23 protein-coding genes and 1 riboswitch are annotated in these 21,664 nt (G+C 40.9%); of the genes, 11 read left to right on the top strand and 12 right to left on the bottom strand.

Annotation, left to right across the window (positions count from 1 at the left end):
* Position 1: 1 nt before the first annotated feature.
* Positions 2-679, bottom strand: coding sequence for an L-serine ammonia-lyase, iron-sulfur-dependent subunit beta (gene sdaAB, locus O3793_RS04915; protein WP_371446089.1), 678 nt, complete (start codon positions 677-679; stop codon positions 2-4).
* Positions 680-734: 55 nt separating this feature from the next.
* Positions 735-1,505, bottom strand: a complete 771-nt coding sequence (locus O3793_RS04910) for a MurR/RpiR family transcriptional regulator (RefSeq protein WP_371446088.1) — start codon at positions 1,503-1,505, stop codon at positions 735-737.
* A 109-nt stretch (positions 1,506-1,614) separates the two neighbouring features.
* On the opposite strand from O3793_RS04910, the gene pfkB reads away from it, so the two are divergent.
* The 7 genes from pfkB (at position 1,615) to lacD (ending at position 8,777) form a co-directional block, all read left to right on the top strand.
* A complete protein-coding gene (gene pfkB / locus O3793_RS04905) occupies positions 1,615-2,535 on the top strand; it encodes a 1-phosphofructokinase (protein WP_371446087.1) in 921 nt (306 codons plus the stop codon).
* A 26-nt stretch (positions 2,536-2,561) separates the two neighbouring features.
* Positions 2,562-3,965 (top strand): PTS fructose transporter subunit IIC, encoded by a 1,404-nt coding sequence (locus tag O3793_RS04900; RefSeq protein ID WP_371446086.1) that lies wholly within the window; start codon positions 2,562-2,564, stop codon positions 3,963-3,965.
* A gap of 32 nt (positions 3,966-3,997) precedes the next feature.
* Positions 3,998-4,447, top strand: a complete 450-nt coding sequence (locus tag O3793_RS04895) for a PTS sugar transporter subunit IIA (RefSeq protein WP_371446085.1) — start codon at positions 3,998-4,000, stop codon at positions 4,445-4,447.
* 197 nt (positions 4,448-4,644) lie between these two features.
* On the top strand, positions 4,645-5,373 hold the full coding sequence (locus O3793_RS04890) for a GntR family transcriptional regulator (protein WP_371446084.1): 729 nt from the start codon (positions 4,645-4,647) through the stop codon (positions 5,371-5,373).
* 20 nt (positions 5,374-5,393) lie between these two features.
* A complete protein-coding gene (gene agaS / locus O3793_RS04885) occupies positions 5,394-6,560 on the top strand; it encodes a tagatose-6-phosphate ketose isomerase (RefSeq protein ID WP_371446082.1) in 1,167 nt (388 codons plus the stop codon).
* Positions 6,561-6,587: 27 nt separating this feature from the next.
* Positions 6,588-7,742, top strand: coding sequence for an N-acetylglucosamine-6-phosphate deacetylase (nagA, locus tag O3793_RS04880; protein WP_285252134.1), 1,155 nt, complete (start codon positions 6,588-6,590; stop codon positions 7,740-7,742).
* A gap of 30 nt (positions 7,743-7,772) precedes the next feature.
* Entirely contained in the window at positions 7,773-8,777 is a 1,005-nt protein-coding gene (lacD, locus tag O3793_RS04875) for a tagatose-bisphosphate aldolase (RefSeq protein ID WP_371446080.1), read from the top strand.
* Positions 8,778-9,084: 307 nt separating this feature from the next.
* Here lacD and O3793_RS04870 read toward each other — a convergent pair whose 3' ends face one another.
* The 9 genes from O3793_RS04870 to O3793_RS04830 form a co-directional block, all read right to left on the bottom strand.
* Positions 9,085-9,282, bottom strand: coding sequence for a heavy-metal-associated domain-containing protein (locus O3793_RS04870; RefSeq protein ID WP_371446079.1), 198 nt, complete (start codon positions 9,280-9,282; stop codon positions 9,085-9,087).
* A 20-nt stretch (positions 9,283-9,302) separates the two neighbouring features.
* Positions 9,303-11,546 (bottom strand): heavy metal translocating P-type ATPase, encoded by a 2,244-nt coding sequence (locus O3793_RS04865; protein ID WP_371446078.1) that lies wholly within the window; start codon positions 11,544-11,546, stop codon positions 9,303-9,305.
* Between the two features lie 153 nt (positions 11,547-11,699).
* Positions 11,700-12,044 (bottom strand): DUF2185 domain-containing protein, encoded by a 345-nt coding sequence (locus O3793_RS04860; protein ID WP_371446076.1) that lies wholly within the window; start codon positions 12,042-12,044, stop codon positions 11,700-11,702.
* A 152-nt stretch (positions 12,045-12,196) separates the two neighbouring features.
* A complete protein-coding gene (locus tag O3793_RS04855; RefSeq protein WP_371446074.1) occupies positions 12,197-12,505 on the bottom strand; it encodes an Imm59 family immunity protein in 309 nt (102 codons plus the stop codon).
* A gap of 188 nt (positions 12,506-12,693) precedes the next feature.
* Positions 12,694-12,927, bottom strand: a complete 234-nt coding sequence (locus O3793_RS04850) for an Imm74 family immunity protein (protein WP_003007814.1) — start codon at positions 12,925-12,927, stop codon at positions 12,694-12,696.
* Between the two features lie 39 nt (positions 12,928-12,966).
* Positions 12,967-13,245 carry a hypothetical protein gene (locus tag O3793_RS04845; protein WP_371446145.1) on the bottom strand — a complete coding sequence of 93 codons (279 nt, stop codon included), beginning with the start codon at positions 13,243-13,245 and terminating at the stop codon, positions 12,967-12,969.
* Between the two features lie 82 nt (positions 13,246-13,327).
* A complete protein-coding gene (locus O3793_RS04840; protein ID WP_371446072.1) occupies positions 13,328-13,969 on the bottom strand; it encodes a hypothetical protein in 642 nt (213 codons plus the stop codon).
* Positions 13,970-14,115: 146 nt separating this feature from the next.
* The gene (locus O3793_RS04835; RefSeq protein ID WP_005606505.1) at positions 14,116-14,295 is read right to left on the bottom strand and encodes a 2-hydroxymuconate tautomerase; all 180 of its coding nucleotides are present in this window, start codon (positions 14,293-14,295) and stop codon (positions 14,116-14,118) included.
* Between the two features lie 393 nt (positions 14,296-14,688).
* Complete coding sequence (locus O3793_RS04830; RefSeq protein WP_371446070.1) at positions 14,689-15,228, bottom strand: folate family ECF transporter S component; 540 nt, start codon at positions 15,226-15,228, stop codon at positions 14,689-14,691.
* 67 nt (positions 15,229-15,295) lie between these two features.
* Positions 15,296-15,393: riboswitch (THF riboswitch) on the bottom strand.
* A gap of 266 nt (positions 15,394-15,659) precedes the next feature.
* On the opposite strand from O3793_RS04830, the gene O3793_RS04825 reads away from it, so the two are divergent.
* Both O3793_RS04825 and O3793_RS04820 read left to right on the top strand, forming a co-directional pair.
* A complete protein-coding gene (locus O3793_RS04825) occupies positions 15,660-16,508 on the top strand; it encodes a helix-turn-helix domain-containing protein (RefSeq protein ID WP_371446068.1) in 849 nt (282 codons plus the stop codon).
* Positions 16,505-17,068: a GNAT family N-acetyltransferase gene (locus tag O3793_RS04820; RefSeq protein ID WP_371446066.1), complete on the top strand. Its 564-nt coding sequence runs from the start codon at positions 16,505-16,507 to the stop codon at positions 17,066-17,068. The genes O3793_RS04825 and O3793_RS04820 overlap by 4 nt, the downstream gene beginning before the upstream one ends.
* A 131-nt stretch (positions 17,069-17,199) precedes the next feature.
* Here the strand turns inward: O3793_RS04820 and O3793_RS04815 are convergent, their stop codons facing one another.
* Complete coding sequence (locus O3793_RS04815; RefSeq protein ID WP_371446064.1) at positions 17,200-18,816, bottom strand: peptide ABC transporter substrate-binding protein; 1,617 nt, start codon at positions 18,814-18,816, stop codon at positions 17,200-17,202.
* Positions 18,817-19,131: 315 nt separating this feature from the next.
* Here O3793_RS04815 and O3793_RS04810 point away from each other — a divergent pair, with 315 nt between their 5' ends.
* On the top strand, positions 19,132-20,166 hold the full coding sequence (locus O3793_RS04810; protein ID WP_371446062.1) for a hypothetical protein: 1,035 nt from the start codon (positions 19,132-19,134) through the stop codon (positions 20,164-20,166).
* A 164-nt stretch (positions 20,167-20,330) separates the two neighbouring features.
* Positions 20,331-21,335 carry a hypothetical protein gene (locus O3793_RS04805; RefSeq protein WP_371446060.1) on the top strand — a complete coding sequence of 335 codons (1,005 nt, stop codon included), beginning with the start codon at positions 20,331-20,333 and terminating at the stop codon, positions 21,333-21,335.
* Positions 21,336-21,664: the final 329 nt, after the last annotated feature.

Raw genomic sequence — 21,664 nt, 5'->3', positions numbered from 1 at the left:
ATCACGCAAACATATAGATGTCATGCGTTTTTCTTAATGTTTGTATTTGTTCTTTTAATTCTGGGGATAATAAATCAGCAAGCTCATATCCCATCATTTGGCTATCTTCTGTCATTTCCACTCGTTGTTTTGAAATGGTAATGCCATGCTCATGTAGTAAATTGTAGAGAACAGGCATTTCCCCGAGAGAAACCACTTCAAGTAAAACCGGAAGCGGACCTGAAAGATCCATCTTAAAGCCATCCACCTCGATGTACTTCACTTCCACTGCTCCGCCACCAACAGAGGTCCCAATGAGGCGAATCGTACGTTTCTCGTCGCTCAAGGTCAAATCCGCAGTATTGGCGTGATTCACAGGGCTTGGTTCTTTTCGCTCGACAAATTCAATATGCATCCCTTGGGATACAGCAATCTCAACGGCACGCGGCACGCGCTCGTCATCTGTCGTAAAGCCTAAAATTCCGCTAATAATCGCAAAATCCGTTCCGTGTCCCTTATGCGTTTCGGAGAATGATTCGTAATAGTCGCATCGCACATTCTTTGGTGTGCCTCCGAACAATTGTCTCGCAAGAGCACCGATTGCAATCGCTCCAGCTGTATGTGAAGAAGAAGGGCCCACCATAATCGGACCAATAATATCAAAACAACTCTTATAATTTTGTACTTTATTTCCTTCCATGTCGGCTATCCTTTCTTTGCTTTACTATCGTATCAGTATCCGCCTTTAATGTAAATTATTTTTGGCCGGCAACTCGTATAGCGTATGCATCGAGTAAGATTCTGCTGATGACTTGTAGTGGCAAACGCGAGCGTACTTCATAGTCTGGGAAATACGAACTCTCAGATTTATAGCCAACAAACGTGATATCACTGAGTCTTGCTAGAGGACTCGCTCCATTTGCGGTCAGTAAAATAACCGGCACTTCATTTTGTTGGCAAACACGCGCTGCTTCCACCAATTCTTCGGTATGCCCATTTAACGAGATAATAATCGCCACATCTTGGGCATTTAAACGGTGGCTGATGGTTCGGATAATATTTGGATCCACATACTGTTCGCAAGTACGTTCCAAAAGGTGCAATTTAATTTCCATTTCGCTGGCAATCATTTCGCTGAGTCCTCGAGAAAATAGAAATACTCGTTGTGCCCCAAAAATCGCTTGAACAGCATCCTCAATCGTTTTACTGTCCAGCTGTTCAATCGTCCGACGCACTTCCTGCTCGTTTTTCACAACAACTGCTTGAATTTTTTTGTCAACAGCTTCCAAACTGTTGAAGGTGGATAACTCTTCATTTGTAAAACGGTATTGTTTTTTTAAATCATGTTTAAAACTCGTAAAACCGTCATATCCTAGTTTCTTCATGGTTCGCACAATAGACGCAGTAGAAACATTTGCATCCTGACTCAACTTCACGATGGAAATAGAAGGGATCTCTTCTAGATGTTCCTCGATATAAGCGAGTAGATATTTTTCCGTATTCGTTAAACCTTGCGTGTTGAACATGCGAACTCCTCCATTTTGTAAAGATTTACAAATGTTAACCTCATTTTAGAAAACATTTACAACCTGACGTATGTAATAATAAGTATAGCAAAAAAAGCTTGGAGGTGAAATGATGATTTATACGTGCACGATGAATTTAGCCATCGATTTGTTCATTAAAACTGCGCAAATGCTACCGTCTGAAGTGAACCGAACCGACGAGGCTGTTTACATGCCAAATGGAAAAGGCGTAAACGTCAGCTTCATCTTAAAGGAACTCGGAATTGATAGCACCGCCACTGGTTTTAAAGCAGGTTTTACTGGCCAATTTATCGAGGAAGAACTGCAAAAGGCAGGTATCCAAACACAATTCGTCACGGTGGACGGAATTACTCGCATCAATGTGTTCACGCAAGTTGTGGCCACAAACGAAGAATTCAAACTCGTCAACCAAGGCCCAAGTGTAACACCCAAACAAGAAGCGTCCCTTCTTGCTATTGTGGAAAACATGAACGCAGACGATATTTTGTTTGTTTCTGGAAGTCATCCTGAAGGTATCACACGTGCCACTTACGAGAACATCGCAAAAGCGTCGCAGCAACGTGGCTTTAAGTTTATTCTCGACACTTCCGCTAGTTTTGTACCTGAATTATTAGGCTATAAACCATATCTCATCAAACCAAATGATGAAGAATTAGCTGAATGGTTTGGCTTGAAAGACATTAGTCTGGAGGAAATTAAAGACTGTGGTCGTAAACTCCTCGAGCAAGGTGCTCAAAACGTTATCGTTTCTTTAGGAGACAAGGGAGCCATTCTCTTCACACCAACTGAAACGATTCATGTCACAGCACCAAACGGCGAAGTTGTCAATACTGCCTGTGCAGGAGATACACTTCTTGCAACCTTCGTAGGAAGCCAGTTGCAAGGTTTATCCGATGAAGAAGCACTGATCAAAGCCGTCGCAGCGGGAAGCTCAACCGCGTTTAGACCTGGTTTGACAGACTTCAAGGACGTTCCTACATTAATGCAACAAATCAAACGAGTATCCTAACTCGGGAAAATAAAGGAGGAAATACAATGACAAAATATGATATTATCGCTGCCACTGGGTGTCCGACAGGAATTGCGCACACTTATATGGCACAAGAAGCGCTCGAGCAAGCCGCTAAAAAAGCAGGAGTAACAATTAAAGTCGAAACACACGGACAAATCGGTGTCGAAAACGAATTGACTCCAGAAGAAATCGCAAATGCAAAAGCAGTCATCATCGCTGCTGACAAGGACGTTCAACCACAACGTTTCGTAAACAAAAAGATTATCGACGTTTCAGTTGGACAAGGAATTAAAAATGCCGACGAATTAGTCGCACAAGCTCTTCGCGGAGAAGGTGTTGTGAAATACCACTCTGACGATGCAGCTGTTGAAGCTTCAGAAGCTCCACAATCTTCTAACGTTGGTAAGAGCTCTATTGGTCGTGAAATTTACAAGCACTTGATGAACGGTGTATCTCACATGCTTCCATTCGTTGTTGGTGGTGGGGTTCTAATCGCGATTTCATTTGCCGTATTCGGAATTTACTCATTCGATCCAAATCACGAAACATACAATGCCTTTTCTGCTCAATTAAAAGAAATTGGTGGATTAGCAATGGGCTTGATGACTCCGGTTCTTGCAGCCTACATTGCACAAAGCATTGGGAACCGTCCTGCTTTAGTGAGCGGTTTTGTCGCAGGTTTAATGGCAAGTAACGGGGGCGCCGGATTCCTTGGCGGTATCGTCGGTGGTTTCTTCGCAGGTTACTTAGTGGTTCTTTTAGAAAAATTATTCAAAGGACTACCAAAAACATTAGATGGTCTTAAAGCTATTTTCTTATATCCTTTATTAGGCGTATTCATTACTGGTTTATTTATGAGTGTCATTGTTAGTCCAATGGCTGGTATCAACCAATCATTAATGGACTTCTTAAAAGGATTCCAAGATTCAAACCCAGTTCTTTTAGGTCTTGTAATCGGATGTATGTGTGCCTTTGATATGGGTGGCCCAGTAAACAAAGCCGCATACGTTACAGGTACAGTTCTTCTTGGTGAAGGAAATACAGCATTCATGGCTGGGGTTTCTGCAGCATGTATCGCTCCTCCACTTATCACAACTGTTGCCGTATTATTATTCAAAAACCGTTTCGATACAAACGAACGTAATGCTGGTTTAGTTAACTTCATCTTAGGCTCAACTCACATTACTGAAGGGGCTATTCCTTTCGTTGCCAAAGATCCACTTCGCGCAATGCCTTCAATGATGTTAGGTTCTTCAATCGCTGCAATCTTAACTTACTTATTCGGCGTACAAGTACCTGCTCCTCACGGTGGATTCTTAGTATTACCAGTTGTAACACATCCATTCTTATGGGTATTAGCCATTGCAATTGGTTCTGTTGTCGGCGGTCTTGTTCTTGGAGCAACTCGTAAACCACTTTCTGAATAATCGAATTTTAGAAAGAACTTAGGAGGTTGAAAATGTTAATTAGTAAAGAATCTATTTTCTTAAATGAAAATCTTACTTCTCAAGAAGAAGTATTTCACTTCATCGCTCAAAAAGCCGTAGCACTAGGTGTTTCAGCAGACGAAAACGCCGTGTACAACGGACTTGTAGAGCGTGAACAACAAGGAACAACAGGAATGATGGACGGATTTGCAATTCCACATGCGAAATCAAGCGCCATCACGAGTCCAAAAATCGTCATTGTTCGCCTTAATGATGGAATTGACTGGAACAGCATGGATGGAAAACCAACTTCATTCATCTTCAGCTTATTAATTCCAGATGGCGAAGCAGGAACGACTCACCTTAAATTATTAGCAACCGTAGCTCGAATGCTCATGAAAGCTGATGTCAAAGAAGCTTTATTAGGTGCTACAACTGCTGAACAGCTTGAAGAAGTATTAAATAGTCATTTAGCAGGCTAACCCACTCTCCAGGAGAGAAAGCACAAAACAGCTCTCTCCTGGTATTTTTATTTCATTCCCCGAAATTCAGTTGAAACTCCGCATAATCCCTCTATTTTTCGCCAAACGCTATTGACGAATGCACTAAAAAATCTTACAATGGTATTAACTGGTAGTGACCAGTTGTAGAAGAGTTTTTTACGAAAGGAGGAACCGATATGGTAGCCAAACCTTCTCCACTCTACTCAACACTGAGTTTAGCGTTGATCGACTTCATTAAGACCAAGGGAAAAGCACACGAAAAAATGCTTTCGGAGCGCGAAATTACAAAGGTCTATAATGTCAGTCGCACCACCGTTCGAACAGCGTTGAAGGAATTGGAGACGCTTGGATATATTTATAAGCGTCATGGAAAAGGCACGTTCATTTCAACGCAATGGAAAGAACGCCAAAACTTGCTGGAAGGCTACAGTTTCACGGAACAGATGAAGGAACTCGGCAAAGTCCCTTCCACGAAAATTACTTCGCTGGATTGTTACGAAGCCGATGAATTTATCGCTCCACTCGTTGGAATCGAAGCTGGCGACAAGCTCTTTCGTCTGAAACGCATTCGGTATGCAGATAGCATTCCACTCATGAAAGAAACAACTTTCTTACCATACGACGTCTTCAAAACCTTAACGAAGACCCAGTTAGAAGGCCAATCTTTATATGAAGTGTTTGCGAATGATTTTAATCAGCAAATCCACTACGCCGACGAAGAATTCTCAGCGAGCATTCTCACGCCGGAAGAAGCGGAAGTCTTGGATGTGGATCCGCACAGCGCTTGTTTACGGTTTATGCGAACCACATTAAATCCTGAAAATCGCATCATCGAATATACGATCAGTGTTGCCAGAAGCGACCAATTCTTCTACAAAGTAAGACACTATCGCACAAACAACTAAAAAAATATTTGGAGGGTATTATGTTTCAATTTTCAACAAGTCAATTAGAAGCGTTATCTGCAGAAATTACAACGCGCGAAATTCGCCAACAACCAGAATTGTGGAAAGAAGCTTTTGATTACTACAAAGCAAACTTAGAACGCATTACTGCTTTCTTAAACAACTTACCTGAAGGTCGCCTTCGCGTGATTTTCGCAGGTGCGGGTACATCACAATATGTGGGAGATACAATTCTTCCTTACTTAAAACGTACAGGAAATGAAGACCGTTTTGATTTCCAATCTGTCGGAACAACAAACCTTGTAAGCAATCCACATGACTACTTCAAAGCAGAAATTCCTACAGTGCTTGTTTCATTTGCACGTAGCGGTAACTCACCAGAAAGTCTTGCCAGTGTGCAACTTGGCCAACAAATCGTGCGCGACTTCTATCAAATCACGATTACTTGTGCGCCAGAAGGAAAATTAGCCGTTGCTGCCAAAGACGACACAAACAACTTACTCTTAATGATGCCAGACCGCTCTAACGACGCTGGTTTTGCGATGACAGGAAGCTTCACATGTATGACTCTTACAGCCCTTCTTGTTTTCGACGAAGCACACTCACTTGAAGAAAAAGAAGGTTTCGTGAAAGCCATCCGTCAAATGGGTACAAGCGTTCTAGAACGTGAAGACGTGATTCAACATTACGTGAACTTAGACTACAACCGCGTGATTTACTTAGGTTCTGGTTCTCTCAGCGGCCTTGCTCGCGAAGTTCAATTGAAGATTCTTGAATTGACTGCTGGACAAATCGCAACAGCCTTCGATTCTTCAATGGGATTCCGTCACGGTCCTAAATCATTTGTAAACGCCTCTTCTCTAGCCTTCGTATTCGTATCAAACGACGACTATACTCGTCAATACGACATCGACATCTTAAACGAATTACATGGTGACCAAATCGCACGCCTCGTTCTTGCGGTTGGAGTGGACGCAGAAAGTGACTTTGAAGGTCTATCATTCAACTTCGATAAAGAATATCGTTTCGTTCCAGATGCTTACCTTGCACTTCCATATGCAGTATTTGGACAAACAGTTTCTCTTCTTTCTTCTATCAAAGTTGGAAATAAACCAGACACTCCTTCACCAACAGGCACTGTAAACCGTGTCGTTAAAGGAGTAACGATTCACCCATTAGAAGCATAAATAACTTTATTGAAAAGAGATGATCCTATGACAACTTATATTTATGCCAAAGCATTTTATTTTGAAGACGAAGTGAAAGGCCCAGGGTACCTACCAATCTTAGATAATGGAACTTTCGGAGCCTTCCAAACCGAAAAACCAGAAAGCGGCGCTAGCGTCATTGACTACGGCAACTATCAAATTGCCCCAGGTCTTGTAGATACACATATCCACGGATTCAAAGGCGCTGACGTAATGGATAACGACGTAGAAGCACTTCGCACCATTTCAGAAGGACTTCCTTCATGCGGGGTTACTTCATACTTACCAACAACTTTAACCGCATCTCGCGAATTATTAGCGGATGTCTGCCAAACAATTGGCGATAACGCCACAACACTTGGCGGCGCTAAAATCAGAGGGATTTTCCTAGAAGGTCCATTCTTCTGTGAAAAATACAAAGGCGCGCAAAACCCTAAATACATGGGCGACCCTAAATCTGAAATTTTGGATGAATGGCAAGAACGCGCTGGCGGTTGGGTGAAGAAAATCGCGATTGCGCCTGAACGTAAAGGTGCCGTTGATTTCATCAAACACGCGAAAACAAAAGACATCTATGTTGCTCTTGCACATACAGATGGTACTTACGAAGATTGTAAAAACGCCGTTGAAGCCGGTGCAAACATCTTCGTTCACACATACAATGGAATGCGCGGCTTACACCACCGCGAACCAGGTGTTGTCGGTGCGGCACTCACATTGCCAAACGTATTCGACGAACTCATCTGCGACGGCCACCACGTTAACCCAGTGAGTGCAAGTATCGTGATGAAATGTTGCGGTCACGACCATGTAGCCCTTATTACAGACTGCATGCGTGCGGGCGGTATGGGCGAATGCGAATCGATGCTTGGAGAATTCCCTGTTATCGTGAAAGACGGTACGGCTCGCTTGAAAGACGGCGGTAGCCTTGCTGGAAGTATCTTAGAACTCATCCAAGGGGTTCAAAACGTTGTGAAATGGGGCATTGCGACTCCACACGAAGCAATTACAATGGCTAGCCTTGTCCCTGCAAAATCAGTCGGTATCGACGACGTTTGCGGACGCATCGACCCAGGGTATGCAGCGGACTTCATCGTATTAGACGATGAGTTACAACTCAAAGCGACTTACTTAGACGGTAAGCCATATTTCGAAGCTTAATAAAACAAAAACAACTTAAGGAGTGTTATTATGTCAAAATTAGTATTAACAAAAGGAAAATATGATCACTTAGTAAAACTTTCAAACAACAACCATGTCATCGGTGCTTTAGCGATTGACCAACGTGGTTCATTGAAAAAAATGATTGCTGCAGGAAACCCAAATGTAAAAGGTGACGAAGGCATCATCCGCTTCAAAGAATTAATTTCTGAAGAATTAACAAAATTCTCTTCTTCAATTCTTTTGGACCCAGAATATGGTCTTCCAGCTGCAAAATTACGCCACGAAGACTGCGGACTTTTAATCTCTTACGAAAAAACTGGTTACGATGCAACTGAAATCGGCCGCTTACCAGACTTACTTCCAATCTGGTCTGCAAAACGTATTAAAGAGTTAGGCGCTGACGCTGTGAAAGTTCTTTTATACTATGATATTGACGAAGATCCAGCCATCAACGACATCAAACATGCATGGGTGGAACGTGTTGGTAGCGAATGTGTGGCAGAAGATATTCCATTCTTCTTAGAAATTGTTTCTTACGAAGCAAGTGACGACGATGTGAAATCAGCGGCATACGCTAAAGTAAAACCTCATAAAGTAAACGACGCAATGAAAGTCTTCTCTGACCCACGTTACAACGTTGACGTATTAAAAGTGGAAGTTCCAGTAAACATGAACTTCGTAGAAGGCTTCACTAAAGAAGGCGTTGAACCTGTTTATACTCGCGAAGAAGCGTTACGTTTATTCAAAGAACAATCTGAAATCACTCACTTACCATTCATCTTCTTAAGTGCTGGTGTTTCTGCTGAATTATTCCAAGAAACACTACGCTTTGCGAAAGAAGCTGGTTCTACTTTCAATGGTGTGTTATGTGGTCGTGCAACATGGAAAGATTCTGTAGCTGTGTTTGCGTCTGAAGGGGAAGAAGCTGGTCGTGCGTGGTTGGCAAATCAAGGACGTAAGAACATCGAGGACCTTAATGTTGTTCTAGATGAAACTGCAACTCCATGGTTAGATCGTGCAGAAGTAAAATAAACAAACCAATGAATAAATAAGAGCGTTGCTCTTAAACACCTAGGATTTTCTCATACGAGTAGTAATGGCTGTACCGGTCTGAGCCAAGGTCTCAGACCTCTCGAGCCTCAAACAGACTCTAGGAAATTTCATTTCCTGAGTCTGTAATTCGCATCGAGTACACTCGCGACTACTACTCGTATAGAATCCTAGGTGTTTTTTTCGCAACGCTCTACTTTTTTACTTCTTCTAACCATGGATTGCGGAGAAGGATGAAAGATAAGAAAAAGGCCGGGCGAAAAAAATCGCTCGGCCTTTTTGGGGTTGATTATTTTTTGATGCTGTATTTTGTGCCTTCGAGGGATGCTTGTAATGCGTCGACGCTTGCGTCTCCTTCGACTGTGGCTACTTTTGTTTCTAGGCTCACTTCAACGTTTGTTACGCCTGGGACGTTTGAGAAGCGTTCTTTTACTGTGTTAGCACATCCTGCGCATTTGATTCCTTCTAAATTGTATTCTTTTTTCATAAAAAATCTCTCCTTTATCGTTATGCTTTCCAGCGTTTTAATCTTAGGGCGTTGAGGACAACGGATACGGAACTGAAGCTCATTGCGGCTCCGGCAATCATTGGGTTGAGGAGTGGTCCGCCAAAGAGGTGAAGAACTCCCATCGCAAATGGAATTCCGATAACGTTGTAGGCAAATGCCCAAAATAGATTTTCTTTAATATTACGGATGGTTGCGCGGCTAAGTTTTAACATCGCTGGCACATCCATCAAGTCGCTCTTCATTAAGACGGCGTCTGCAGATTCGATGGCTACGTCTGTTCCGGTACCGATTGCGATACCAACTTGTGCTTGTGCAAGAGCTGGGGCATCATTGATACCATCCCCCACCATCGCCACAATATAGCCTTCTTCTTGTAATTTTGAGACATAATTCGCCTTATCTTGCGGTAAAACTTCACTAAATACGCGGTCAATCCCCACTTCAGCAGCAATCGCTTGTGCAGTACGTTCGTGGTCCCCTGTCATCATGGCTACTTGAATGCCCATTTCATGTAGGGTTTGGATGGCACGCGCGCTGCTTTCTTTTACAGTATCCGCTACAACAATCAAGCCTTGTACGGCATCGTTATAGCCGATATAGAGCGGTGTTTTTCCTTGTTCGGCAAAATGATTGGCTTTGTCGTTCATCTCAACATTGGCAAGACCATTTTCTCGCATCCATTTTTCATTACCAAGGAAGACGAGTGTTTCACCAACGTGGCCTTTAATCCCAAAACCAGGAATGGCTTCGAAGTTCGTCACTTCATCAAATGCAGCCCCTTGTTCTTTGGCTTTGGCAACAATCGCTTCACCAAGAGGGTGTTCTGACGCCACTTCAAGGCTAGCAGCTAGGCGAATGAGGGCATCTGCATCGGTAGAATCGGCAGTGACCACATCTGTGACAACAGGAGTTCCGTTTGTGATGGTTCCTGTTTTGTCGAAAACAACCATATTCACGTGGTTAGCTTCTTCCAACGCTTCCCCGCTCTTAAGAAGGATTCCATTTTCGGCCCCTTTACCAGTCCCAACCATGATAGCAGTTGGTGTCGCAAGTCCTAATGCACATGGGCAGGCGATGACGAGGACTGAGATAGTAATCGTGAGGGCAAATACCCATGATTCTTGTCCAAGGAAATACCAAGCAAGTCCAGAAACAAGAGCTAATCCAATGACGATTGGAACGAATACTCCAGAAACCTTGTCGGCCAGTTTTGCAATCGGCGCTTTAGATCCTTGTGCTTGTTCGACTAACTGAATGATTTGAGAAAGGGCTGTGTCTTTCCCGATTTTTGTTGCTTTTAGAATGAAAGAACCTGTCTTGTTTAAACTTGCCCCAATCACTTCATCGCCAACTGCTTTCGATACTGGAATACTTTCCCCTGTTAACATCGATTCGTCAACGGTTGAGTTTCCTTCTGTCACGACGCCATCGACTGGAACTTTTTCACCCGGTTTGACACGAATGAGGTCGCCCACTTGCACTTCTTCTACAGGAACTGCTACTTCTTGTCCGTCGCGTAAAACCGTCGCCATTTTAGGAGCAAGGCCTACGAGCGTTTGAATCGCCATGGATGTTTTCCCTTTTGACACGTCTTCGAAGTATTTTCCAAGTGTGATTAAGGTTAAAATAACGCCGGCTGATTCGTAGTAAAGGTTCATCGCAAAATGCGCATGGCCTTCTAATACGTGGTACGTTCCGTAAAGGCTATAAAGGAACGCAGCGCTTGTTCCAAGTGCGACTAAGCTGTCCATGTTCGGATGTCCTTTAGACAAGGCCTTAAATCCATCCACGAAGAAACGACGTCCGAGCCAGATAATTGGGAGAGAGAGCGCCAATTGAATCAACGCGTAGCTAACTGGACTTTGCATTGGGCTTAGAAAGGCTGGCATTGGAATTCCAACCATATCCGCCATTGCGATAAAGAGAAGTGGCACGGTGAAAATCGCTGAAATGGTTAGGTTTCGCTTCATTTCTCTTAAGTGCGCTTCTTTCTTTTCGTTCTTTTCTTCGAGTTCTTCTTCCACTGATTTGCCACGAGGGCGAGCGCCGTATCCCACACCATCGACCACTTTGGCGATGTCTTCAGGGGTCACGCTATCGTTTGCTTCAACAGTCATGATCTCGGTTGCCAAGTTGACGCTAGCTTTAGCAACGCCTGGAATTTTGCTGACGGCATTCTCGATCGTCATGGCACATGAAGCACAACTCATTCCTTCAATAATGTACTCTTTTTGTTTGCTCATTACTTTCACCGCTTTCGTTTACATTTGTAATTTACATTGTTAGTTTACACCAGTAATCTACAAATGTCAACAAGAAAGTTTGAAAAAATTTTTTTGAATAAAAAAACTCAAGCCAACAGCGATTCTGCCAGCTTGAGTTTGGGTGTAATCTATTTATTTTGCTGAAGATAAAATTTCTTCTATCGTAGTTTCTCTCTCTTCGATTAAATCGTAAAAGCCAACATGAACACCCTCTTCATATAGCCAACATAAATCTGTCCCATACGGTGCTTCGAAAATCTCAAACATTACTGGAGCAATCTCATAAATGGAATCGGCTCCTAGAATTTTGAAATTGGCTGCATCTGAAAGATACTCTTCATCATCTTCAATGGATAGTAGATTCCATCCGTTCAATGGTGGGGTTATAGATTGATCACGAAAAGTATATCGAATCGGCTTGCCCTCAAGAATATTATTCGAAACAATAAAACCACCAAAATCACTATTATTAATCATTGTACGCCTCCATTCAATTAGGAATTAACAACATTGATGCAAAAACCAAGTTGAAGATTCCATATACTTCTTCAATAAAATCTATCCTAGTTTCCTTACCTCAGACTATTCTCTTTTTTTCTAAGGAAGAAGTTATTTGCTACTCTGTGGCATCATCCCAGAGGGGGGGATGGATATTGAGGAGCCCAACCATTGGAAATATAGTACTTGTTTCTTGAAACAGTATGTTCTAATAACTCCATAAATTTTTCTTTTGCTTCTTTAAAATTAGTATACTCAAAAATCTTTCCTTTCTCAGCTCGATCCCTTGTTAGATATACCTCATATTTTTCAGTTTCATTATTGAACTCAATTCGCGTTTCCCATTCTGAGAGACCATGCTCATTAAAAACTGAGTATCGTAAACTTTCATAACCTAATTCTTTAATTTCTTTCAGAATATTTTCTCTAAGTAATTCCATCTTTTTCATCTCTTCACCTTATTGAGACTAAACTTGCTGGCTGCTGAGGAGGATGCATACCCTCCTATCAGGTTCCCTAAAAAGTTTGCAATTTGAGCATCCTCTTCGCTTCCACCTACAAGCTTGGTCCCATGATAGGCAACCTGACCCGTTGTATAGAGATTCATTACTCTTAGAATACAACATAATTATACAAAGTCTAATTGAATAGTTTGATTGCTCTCCATTTTTTTAGCTGTATTAATAATATTTTCTATTTCTCTTTGAGTTATCGGAAGATTCTCATGAGGTGGCTCCCATTGTGTCATACTATCTTTATAAACAACAAATTTTTTATTGATCAGCAATTCTCCTTGTGCTTTTAAGAGGAAACCATTCTCTAAATCAAAAGTAATTGTTGATCTTGTTCCTGTAATTTTCATTTCTACCTCTCGAATATAATTTTTTCTACTTATTCATCTTCAATCCTCTATCATCAGTGGAAAAGTATCTTCCCCTCTGTGCATTCTATCTTCTATTTCTTTCCACTCTAAAACCAATTTATAAAGCTCATTTGTAGGAATAAGACATGGATTGCCTAATATTTCTTCCTCAAATTGAAAGTAAACTTCTGTTATTTCTTTTCCAATTTCAAGCCCTAACAAATTACCATCAAAAGCATATTCTTCCATATTCCCAGAAATTACACTCTCCAAAGCTTCTCGAACATACAGATAAAAATCCGTGACTTCTGTAATCATAAAGGTTGTTATAATTTCATAATCTTCTCTATCATACAACACCGTAAGTGCATTTCTGTCTTTATTGATTTTTTCTTTGAGTTTAATCTGAGACTGTTTCTATGAAAAGAAGCCCGTCTTCATTTTTAATAACAATCGAATAATAATAACCACGATTACTATTACTTCCGACTAGAGAAACACTCAGCGAATCCGAGTCCCCTAACCCTAAAAAAGAATTGATGATTTCATTTGTTACTTTATAGCGTAGTTCAAAATCACCATTCATCATACTATAGGACTTTTCTTGTAAGTCTAGCTTTGATAATACATCCCGATTTAAGGTCAATTTCTCAAATAAGAAACCTTGGTACGGCCAATATGCTTCATCACTCTCATTTGCAAATTGATACTTCCCATCTTGATACTGAAAGTTTGTTTCAAAGATTTTTTCTCTACTTTTGTTTTCAATCTTTGAGATAGTGCTAATAATAGGCTCACCTTTATTTGTAGCTACTAATTCAACATGTATGATATAAGCTTCATCTTTAAAAGATTGTTTTATCTTAAATCCATCAGGAAATTGCTCAAACAAATCCTCTAATCTTTCTGTTGGATACACGCGGCTCATTTCTGTTCCGATACGCTTTTCTAAATACGCACGATTATTTCTTGGATTGCATCCAAATGATAGAAAGAAAATTCCACCCAGTATACATGCGTATATTAATTTCTTAAAATTCATCCTTAATCCTCACTTTATGAGCTCTTAACTATTGTTAGCTAAATTATATCATTTGCAGTTCATTCATTCGATAGTTTTCCTAACAAAAACAGCTCAAAAGCGTTCTAACTTCTGAGCTGCCCTGTATTTTTTCTAACTGAAGCTGATTAGCCTCTTAATTTGCCGTTTTGGCCAAGGTTTTCTGCTTTAATTTCTTGGATAATGATATGAATGTGTTCTGTTGGCGCGCCAGTGTGTTTAGAGACCACTTCTGTCACTTCTTTGACAAGGGCTTCTTTTTGTTCACGGCTTCTTCCTTCGATCATTTCAACATGAATAAATGGCATGGTTGTGCCTCCTTTCGTTTTGAACTAGCTTATATAGTTGCACTTTGATTCTATTCTACTCCTAAATGGGTGGGAATACTAGGCGTGGTGCTGGAAAGGCCTCACACCCTGTGTAGTCGGGTTCGAATCACACCCTGTGTAGTTGAATTCGGGCTCACAGGACTGCAAAACTTCGCACTGTGAAGTTTTGCTTCCCGAAATATCCGCACGACTTGTGCCAAGTCCCTTGCGTTACTCCGGTCCAGTGTTTCAGTCCTGAGCGTTCGCCCTCACACCCTGTGTAGTCGGGTTCGGCTTCGCAGAAATGGCGTGCGTTTCCCCAAACGTACGCACGACTCGTTCCGAGTCCTTTGCGTCGTTCGGGTCCAACGTTCCATTTCTGAGCGCGAAGCCTTACACCCTATATTTCTCTATTAAAGTTTTCATGGTTTTGTTTGAAAAGAGCACGGTTAGGACGGCGGTATTCAATGGGAGTGTGATCATATTTTTCAGGATTCGCAGTGGCATGAAGGCGGCGAAGGCTTTTTGCGTCATCATATACACCCAGATTGAATTCAGTCCGAGGTTACAAACGATGGTGACGAGCAATACTGTCATGAAGATTTGTTCCCATCTGAGTGGTCTCTTATATAAGAAGTATCCGTAGATAAGTCCTCCGACAAGGGCTGTGAAGGTGTATCCGATGAAGAATTGTCCACTCTCTCCGCGGAAGAAGTTCCCGAGGATATCGACTAGGATTCCCACAAGTGCTGCACGCCACGGTCCCAGCATCACCCCTGCGATGGCTGCTCCGATAAACCCGAAGCCGATTTGTACGTAGAGGCCGAATTTAATTGTCGGCAACATTTCCATCACAAGACGAATGGCTACGACCATCGCCATCACTGTAATATCCAGTGTTCTTTTTCGATTGTATTTCTTTGTATTTTCCATATTAGCATCTCCTTTAATTGTAAAGAGTTGCTCCATTTAACTACTTCTATTTCTAGTGTTGTGTAAATGCAGCGAATGCGACTAAATTACCGCAATGTTTCCATTTTCGTCCCAGTGGCAACATTCCATCCGCCGGGCACTTAACGCAATAAAGTCTACTCTGATTATAGGTTCTAGAAAATTTAGTTCCTACTTTCCATGAATCTCCTTTCTTACTCTTGGTTAGAATACCTGTCCTTTCTGGTTGCGTCAAGCAAACATGATTCTTCTTCTTTTAAACCGTTCAAACCTGAATGAAAACCTGCTTCCAATAATTTTCATAACTGTTATTAAATATTTCACTTAAAATTTATATAACGTTTAAGATTGATACCGTTTTCCCTAACGTGTATAATATTCTTAACTCTCTTTAGAAATAGAAAGGTTAGACAATGAGCAATGAACGTTATTTAATGATGGAATCCGATATTAAGAGCTTATCGTTTCAATTGGAATCTATCACAAAATCTAAATATGACAGCGACTGGCATAGTACGCTCCATACGCACCCTTTTACGGAATTATTTTACGTTGTAGACGGAAAAGGCGAGTTTAATATTCAAGGTCAACGTTTTCCTGTAAAACCAAACGACTTTGTCATTATCAATCCGCAAGTAGAACATACAGAATTATCTTCTCCAGATGAACCGCTGGAATATATTGTGTTAGGCATTAATGGGCTCTCTTTCTCAAACTTAACGCCTGTCTCGGAAGGTGGACATCCATTTTCATTCTTCAACTTGCGAGATGAGCAAAAAGACATCTTGCGTTATTTGAATGCGATGGTACAAGAGGCCACTTCCCAATCGATGAGCTATGAATTAGTATGCCACAACTTATTAGAAATCTTATTAATCAAAATCTTACGTCACCAACACTTCGACCTTGAAGTCGGCAAACAAAGCAAGGCGACAAAGGATATTTCGTTTATCAAGCACTACTTAGAAACGTACTATCACGAAAGTATCCAGCTAGAAGACCTCGCTTCGATGACGCACTTGAGTCGTTTCTATATTTCACACAGCTTCAAGAAAGAAATCGGCATGTCTCCGATGGAATATTTAATTGCCATCCGTATTAAGGAAAGTAAAATTTTACTACGAACAACGAATTACTCGATTTCACAGGTGGCGGATATTGTTGGGTTTACCACTCCAACGTATTTCTCAAAACAATTCCGTAAGAGCACGGGAATTTCGCCAACGGATTATCGGGAACAATTTCAAGGAGTACAGCAATGATTCGACAACCTAAGCGCGATGAGCGACGACAAATCATCCCTCTGATTGAACTGATTATGCAAGATATGGAACTGCCGATTCTGGAACATACGAGCCCAGAAATGCTCTACGCGATGCTAGAAGAAGCCATGCTCGACGATCAGTTTCGCTACGGGCTAAAGAACACGCTCGTCTATATTCATGACGGAAAAGTTGCCGGGGCCATCTTTGGCTACCACGGACACTTAGAAGACGCGATTGACGACCCGTTCCACCGATTGTACGAGGATTACAATACCCCGCATCAACTCCCGCTCTACGAGGATAAGGAGACGATGCCTGGCGAATGGTACATCGATATTTTAGCGGTCTATCCCAAATATCGTCGCATTGGAATCGGCCGTAAATTATTGGTCGAAGTAGAAAACTTAGCGCGCCAACAAGGGGCCACAAAAATCGCCCTCAACTGCGAGAAGGAGAATACGAAGGCCTATAAATTATACGAAAAACTAGGCTACACGCCTGAGAGCGAACGCATCTTAAGTGGTCATCCGTATTACCATATGACAAAAGCCTTATAAAAAATCCCTCTTTGGACAAAATCGTTCAAAGAGAGAATTGTTAAAATGTAACTTATATATTACATTTTGCTTTTTTACAAAACGAAAAAGAGACTCGAAATTTTTCGAGTCTCTTATTTTTGCTTCTATGATTATTTTACAGAGGCTTGACGGAGGTTAATTGTACGTCCGAATGGAAGTACTTCGAATCCTTCTACGTTTTCAGCAAGTAAGTAGCTTTGGCTTGCTTGGTAGATTGGAGCGATAGCCACATCATCCATCACGATTTTTTCAGCCGCAATCATTTGTTTGTAACGTTCTGCTGGCTTCGTTGCGTAAGTTGTTTTCACTTCAGCAACAGCTTTATCGTAGGCTTCGCTAGAGTAGTTCGCGAAGTTAATTCCGCCACCTGTTACGTATTGTTCTAAGAAGTTTACTGGGTCTTGATAGTCAGGTGCCCATGTTCCGAAGAAGAAGTCGAAATCATCTGCACGTTGTAATTCAAGACGGTTTTTCAATGGCACTGATTTAATGTTCAATGTCACGCCTGGTAAGTTCTTTTGGATTTGCGCCTGTAAATATTCGCCGACCACTTTCGCACTACCTGCATCTGACGTTAATAATGTTACTTCAATCGTGTCCATGCCTAACTCTTGTTTCGCAAGAGCTAATTCTTTTTGCGCTTCTTCTACATTGTAGCTGAGTAAGTCGCCACGGTCTTCCACGTAATCTTTACCTGTTTCTGGGTTTTCAGCAAAACCTTTTGGAACAAGACCATTTGAAACGATTGAGCCGTCTTTTAATACGTTGTTTACAAGAGCCGCTTTATCGTATGCCATCGCAATCGCACGACGGAAGTGTTTGTTTCCTGTAATCTTACGTTCTACGTTGAAACTCATGTATCCCATTGTTGCTTTTGGAATCGCGTGGTACGTTGGTTGCGTTTTGTATTGATCAACGAATTGTTCGCTGATTGTTGTGTATTGTACTTGTTTTCCGTCAAATAATTGAACAGAAGTCGCTACTTCTTTCGATACGTTCACAGTGACGTTTTGTAATTGAACGTTTGCTGCATCCCAGTAGCCGTCATTCTTCACAAGTTTCCAAGAAAGTTCAGAACCTGTCCATCCTTCTAATTTGAACGGTCCGTTTGTCACGATTGAATCTGCTGAAGAACCGTATCCTTCGCCTTTTTCTTTCGCCACTTTTTCAGATTGTGGTAAGAAACGTGATCCTGTTAATAATTTTGGTAAATATGGAGCAGGATTTTCAAGCGTGATTTCTAATGTTTTATCATCAATCGCTTTAACTCCTAATTCTTCTGTAGATAATTCCCCTGAACGAATTTTCTTCGCGTTTTTGAACACATCTGCTGATTGCGCCACATGTCCTTCTTTAGGGTCTACTAATTTACGGTAAGTGAAAACGAAGTCGCCTGCTGTTACAGGAGTTCCGTCAGACCATTTTGCATCACGTAATTTGAACGTATATACAAGGCCGTCCGCGCTCACAGTTGGCTCTTCTGCTGCCATTCCTAATTCAACTTTATTGTCTTTAGCGACACGATATAATCCTTCGAAAATTTGCCCTAACATATCTGAGCTCGGAACATCATCGTAGTCCGCGCTATCTAATGTTGCTAATTCTCCAAATGTTGTAATCGTTAAACTTTGTTGATTACTTGATGTCGATGTTGAATTGCCACCACATGCAGCCAAACCTAACGAAATAAGTAGTGTCGTCATTAATAATTTGGTTGATTTTTTCATAACAATTCTCCTTTATTGGTTAATCCATCGCCTTTGCGATAACAACATGATAGCACGGATACCCTACCCACCAAAATTTAATGCCTATGATACGAGAAAAAGCGGTCAGAAACGAATCACTGGAAAATCCTTCACAGTGCGAAGGATTTGGGTGTGGGCATTACAATTTGCATAAAAGTATAAATACCATAAGACATTGCCATATACATTTTTTAAGTTTCGACTCTTAACTCGAGTACTCAACACCAACTCCCCCCTTGCCTTTCTCTCCCATCTCCATTACCATAGAACTAACAAGAAAAAGGAGTTTTCCATATGCACAAAAATCGCGTTCGTGGTTATAATAAACGTTTTTATCCCGGGGTGGCTTTAATCGTGGCGGCTATGCTTTGCCTTGTTTTTGCATTGACAAGACTAAACGTTCCATTATTACAACTGCAAAATAAATATTTTAACCTCAATGATATCGTAAAAAATGAAGATTCTATCTTAAAGGTGAACGGTATCGACAAGCACTCCGTCCAAAACTCGGACTTTGGAAAATGGTCGCTTTATATCGTCTCTTATTTAGAAAAAGATTCTCATGGAAACGAAACGACACAGTACATCGGCCTGGAACTAGATAAAGACACTGCGCAACAATTAATCGATAAGAGAAATACCTTAAGAGATCATCCTGAAAAAATTGCGGGTACCTTTGTTGAGCCAGAATTTCACGATAAGAAAGTGATGGATTATAGCTATCGTACCCAAGATGCGATGAAAAAATACATCAAATTCCCAATTTCACGTCGTTATCAAAACTATGTATCGATTAAACCAGGAAAGGAAACACAAAAACTCTTCCTAATCATCTCTCTCGTCCTCTTGGTTCCAGGACTAGCACTCGTATATTTAGCGGAAAAACATCATCAATTTGCGACGTACTACAATAGTCTATTTGCAGGATATAAGAACACAGAAGCGTTAGTGGAAAGTCATCCAGAGTTGAAAGGCAAACGTTTATCTACATTATTAAATAAATCCGATTATATCGATGATACCTTAGGAGTGTATATCTATAAAAACTTTTTCTGCTCCACTGTAAAAGGCTTAGAGATTTATGATTTAAACAAAACGAAGAGCCTACACCATTTCGAGAAAACATTTTACCCTGAAGAAGGTGGCAGCTTTATGAAGTCGTACCTTGTGTTCGCAACAAGTGATCCAGACGCCGTGGTTCGCAGTACGAAAGTTCAAATTAAAAATATCGGCGAAGAGACCGATTCACATCTACAGCCATTCTTTGACAAATTACGTCAAGATTTCCCAACGATTGAGATTGAGGCGAAAAAAGAAAGTAAGAGATAAGGAGTCCATTAGGATTCCTTATTTTTTTCGACACGAAATTATCATATATGATAATTACCATATATGATAATTGCAGACTTCGAATAAAGCAACTTGCAAAATATGCTATTCTAGTGTACTATAGATGTATTATATATATATTATCGAAAAGAGGTTTATATCATATGACAGAAAATCGTAATCACGGCTTTAGAATTCGTTTTTACTTCGGACTTATTTTAATTATTGCCGCTTGCGTCGTCGGATTTTTCAACTTCCAAAAACCAGACGCTAAAAAAATCTATGAAGATGGAAAAGCTCTTCCCTTCAGTTCAAGCAATGACGATAAAGAATCAGCTCTAAAAATTACTGATATCTCAAAAGAACCCGTCATCGAAGTAGATAAAGGAAAAACCTATATCTACATTGTTGAATATGAAAAAGCAGGTACTTCAAAAGGAAAAGAACCTGGTTATATCGGTCTTGAATTAACAAAAGAAGATGCTGCAAAATTAGTCGCAAAAGCTGATACAATGCAAGACAATCCAGAATATGTTTACGGTACAATCATTTATTCATACCGTAATAAACATGCGATTCAAAACTACAGCGACTTAATTACTCAAGCGTTCAAAAACTATAACCTTCTACAAGCTGGTGCAGATACACAATTCTACTTCTCTCAAACAGAAGCTAGCTCTGCAAAAAAAGGTGGATTAATGGTTGCGGCAGGTCTTACACTCGCAGGGCTTGTATTTATCGGTTTAGCGTTCTTGAAACGTAAAAAAGTTGGTGCGGCTTACGACGAAATGTACGCTGCTTACCCAGAATTACGTGGCAACTTAGATTTACTACGTACAAACGCTACTTATGCGGATGACGAAACATATGTATACATCTACAAAAACCACTTCTTCACTACTTGGAGCGGATTAGAAGTATATGACATCACAAAAGCAAAACGCGTTTACCACTATCAGTTATCACACAAGAGATACGGAATCACAACGAACATTGAATCATTCCTAATCTTCTTGTCAGACGACAGATCATACAAAGGTAAGAAGAAGAAAATTGAAATTAAGAATGTCGGTGAAGAAACAGATGACTTCTTACAACCATTCTTCCGTGCAGTTGTTGAAGAATTCCCTAACACAGCTGTGGGGTATGAAAATAATAGACCGTTCTAATTAAAGGATACGAGAAAAGGCGCTAAGAAACGAATCACTGGACCAGAATAACGCAAGGGACTGCTTGCAGTCGTGCGGCTATTCTGGGAAGTGGACGTCGTTTCTGCCTTTTCGAGTTCAACTACAGGATGTGAGTAAGAGCTCAACTTCATAGGATGCGAAACATCGCTCACCTAAACAAAATAACAGAAACTATAACGGACTCGCAGTGCGAGTCCGTTTTTAGTTCATTTTCATTAAGAATCAACTTGCAAAAAATCATTATCTAGAGTACTGTTAATTTAAATAATATTATTGCAAAGGAGTTTTTATTTTATGACAGAAAATCG

The sequence above is a fragment of the Granulicatella sp. 20925_1_28 genome (assembly GCF_041433575.1).
GTDB lineage: Bacteria > Bacillota > Bacilli > Lactobacillales > Aerococcaceae > Granulicatella.
The sequence above is the reverse complement of the archived record's forward strand: the minus strand, read 5'-3'. Positions and strand labels throughout refer to the sequence as shown.

Excerpts from the sequence above, each read along its gene's own strand:
- O3793_RS04910 (WP_371446088.1), bottom strand. The coding sequence starts at position 1,505 with ATGTTCAACACGCAAGGTTTAACGAATACGGAAAAATATCTACTCGCT.
- O3793_RS04850 (WP_003007814.1), bottom strand. The coding sequence starts at position 12,927 with ATGAAAATTACAGGAACAAGATCAACAATTACTTTTGATTTAGAGAAT.
- O3793_RS04830 (WP_371446070.1), bottom strand. The coding sequence starts at position 15,228 with ATGGAAAATACAAAGAAATACAATCGAAAAAGAACACTGGATATTACA.
- O3793_RS04890 (WP_371446084.1), top strand. The coding sequence starts at position 4,645 with ATGGTAGCCAAACCTTCTCCACTCTACTCAACACTGAGTTTAGCGTTG.
- nagA (WP_285252134.1), top strand. The coding sequence starts at position 6,588 with ATGACAACTTATATTTATGCCAAAGCATTTTATTTTGAAGACGAAGTG.
- O3793_RS04845 (WP_371446145.1), bottom strand. The coding sequence starts at position 13,245 with ATGATTACAGAAGTCACGGATTTTTATCTGTATGTTCGAGAAGCTTTG.
- O3793_RS04825 (WP_371446068.1), top strand. The coding sequence starts at position 15,660 with ATGAGCAATGAACGTTATTTAATGATGGAATCCGATATTAAGAGCTTA.
- O3793_RS04820 (WP_371446066.1), top strand. The coding sequence starts at position 16,505 with ATGATTCGACAACCTAAGCGCGATGAGCGACGACAAATCATCCCTCTG.
- O3793_RS04860 (WP_371446076.1), bottom strand. The coding sequence starts at position 12,044 with ATGATTAATAATAGTGATTTTGGTGGTTTTATTGTTTCGAATAATATT.
- sdaAB (WP_371446089.1), bottom strand. The coding sequence starts at position 679 with ATGGAAGGAAATAAAGTACAAAATTATAAGAGTTGTTTTGATATTATT.
- O3793_RS04895 (WP_371446085.1), top strand. The coding sequence starts at position 3,998 with ATGTTAATTAGTAAAGAATCTATTTTCTTAAATGAAAATCTTACTTCT.
- O3793_RS04865 (WP_371446078.1), bottom strand. The coding sequence starts at position 11,546 with ATGAGCAAACAAAAAGAGTACATTATTGAAGGAATGAGTTGTGCTTCA.
- O3793_RS04805 (WP_371446060.1), top strand. The coding sequence starts at position 20,331 with ATGACAGAAAATCGTAATCACGGCTTTAGAATTCGTTTTTACTTCGGA.
- agaS (WP_371446082.1), top strand. The coding sequence starts at position 5,394 with ATGTTTCAATTTTCAACAAGTCAATTAGAAGCGTTATCTGCAGAAATT.
- O3793_RS04840 (WP_371446072.1), bottom strand. The coding sequence starts at position 13,969 with ATGAATTTTAAGAAATTAATATACGCATGTATACTGGGTGGAATTTTC.
- pfkB (WP_371446087.1), top strand. The coding sequence starts at position 1,615 with ATGATGATTTATACGTGCACGATGAATTTAGCCATCGATTTGTTCATT.
- O3793_RS04815 (WP_371446064.1), bottom strand. The coding sequence starts at position 18,816 with ATGAAAAAATCAACCAAATTATTAATGACGACACTACTTATTTCGTTA.
- lacD (WP_371446080.1), top strand. The coding sequence starts at position 7,773 with ATGTCAAAATTAGTATTAACAAAAGGAAAATATGATCACTTAGTAAAA.
- O3793_RS04855 (WP_371446074.1), bottom strand. The coding sequence starts at position 12,505 with ATGGAATTACTTAGAGAAAATATTCTGAAAGAAATTAAAGAATTAGGT.
- O3793_RS04900 (WP_371446086.1), top strand. The coding sequence starts at position 2,562 with ATGACAAAATATGATATTATCGCTGCCACTGGGTGTCCGACAGGAATT.
- O3793_RS04870 (WP_371446079.1), bottom strand. The coding sequence starts at position 9,282 with ATGAAAAAAGAATACAATTTAGAAGGAATCAAATGCGCAGGATGTGCT.
- O3793_RS04835 (WP_005606505.1), bottom strand. The coding sequence starts at position 14,295 with ATGCCATTTATTCATGTTGAAATGATCGAAGGAAGAAGCCGTGAACAA.
- O3793_RS04810 (WP_371446062.1), top strand. The coding sequence starts at position 19,132 with ATGCACAAAAATCGCGTTCGTGGTTATAATAAACGTTTTTATCCCGGG.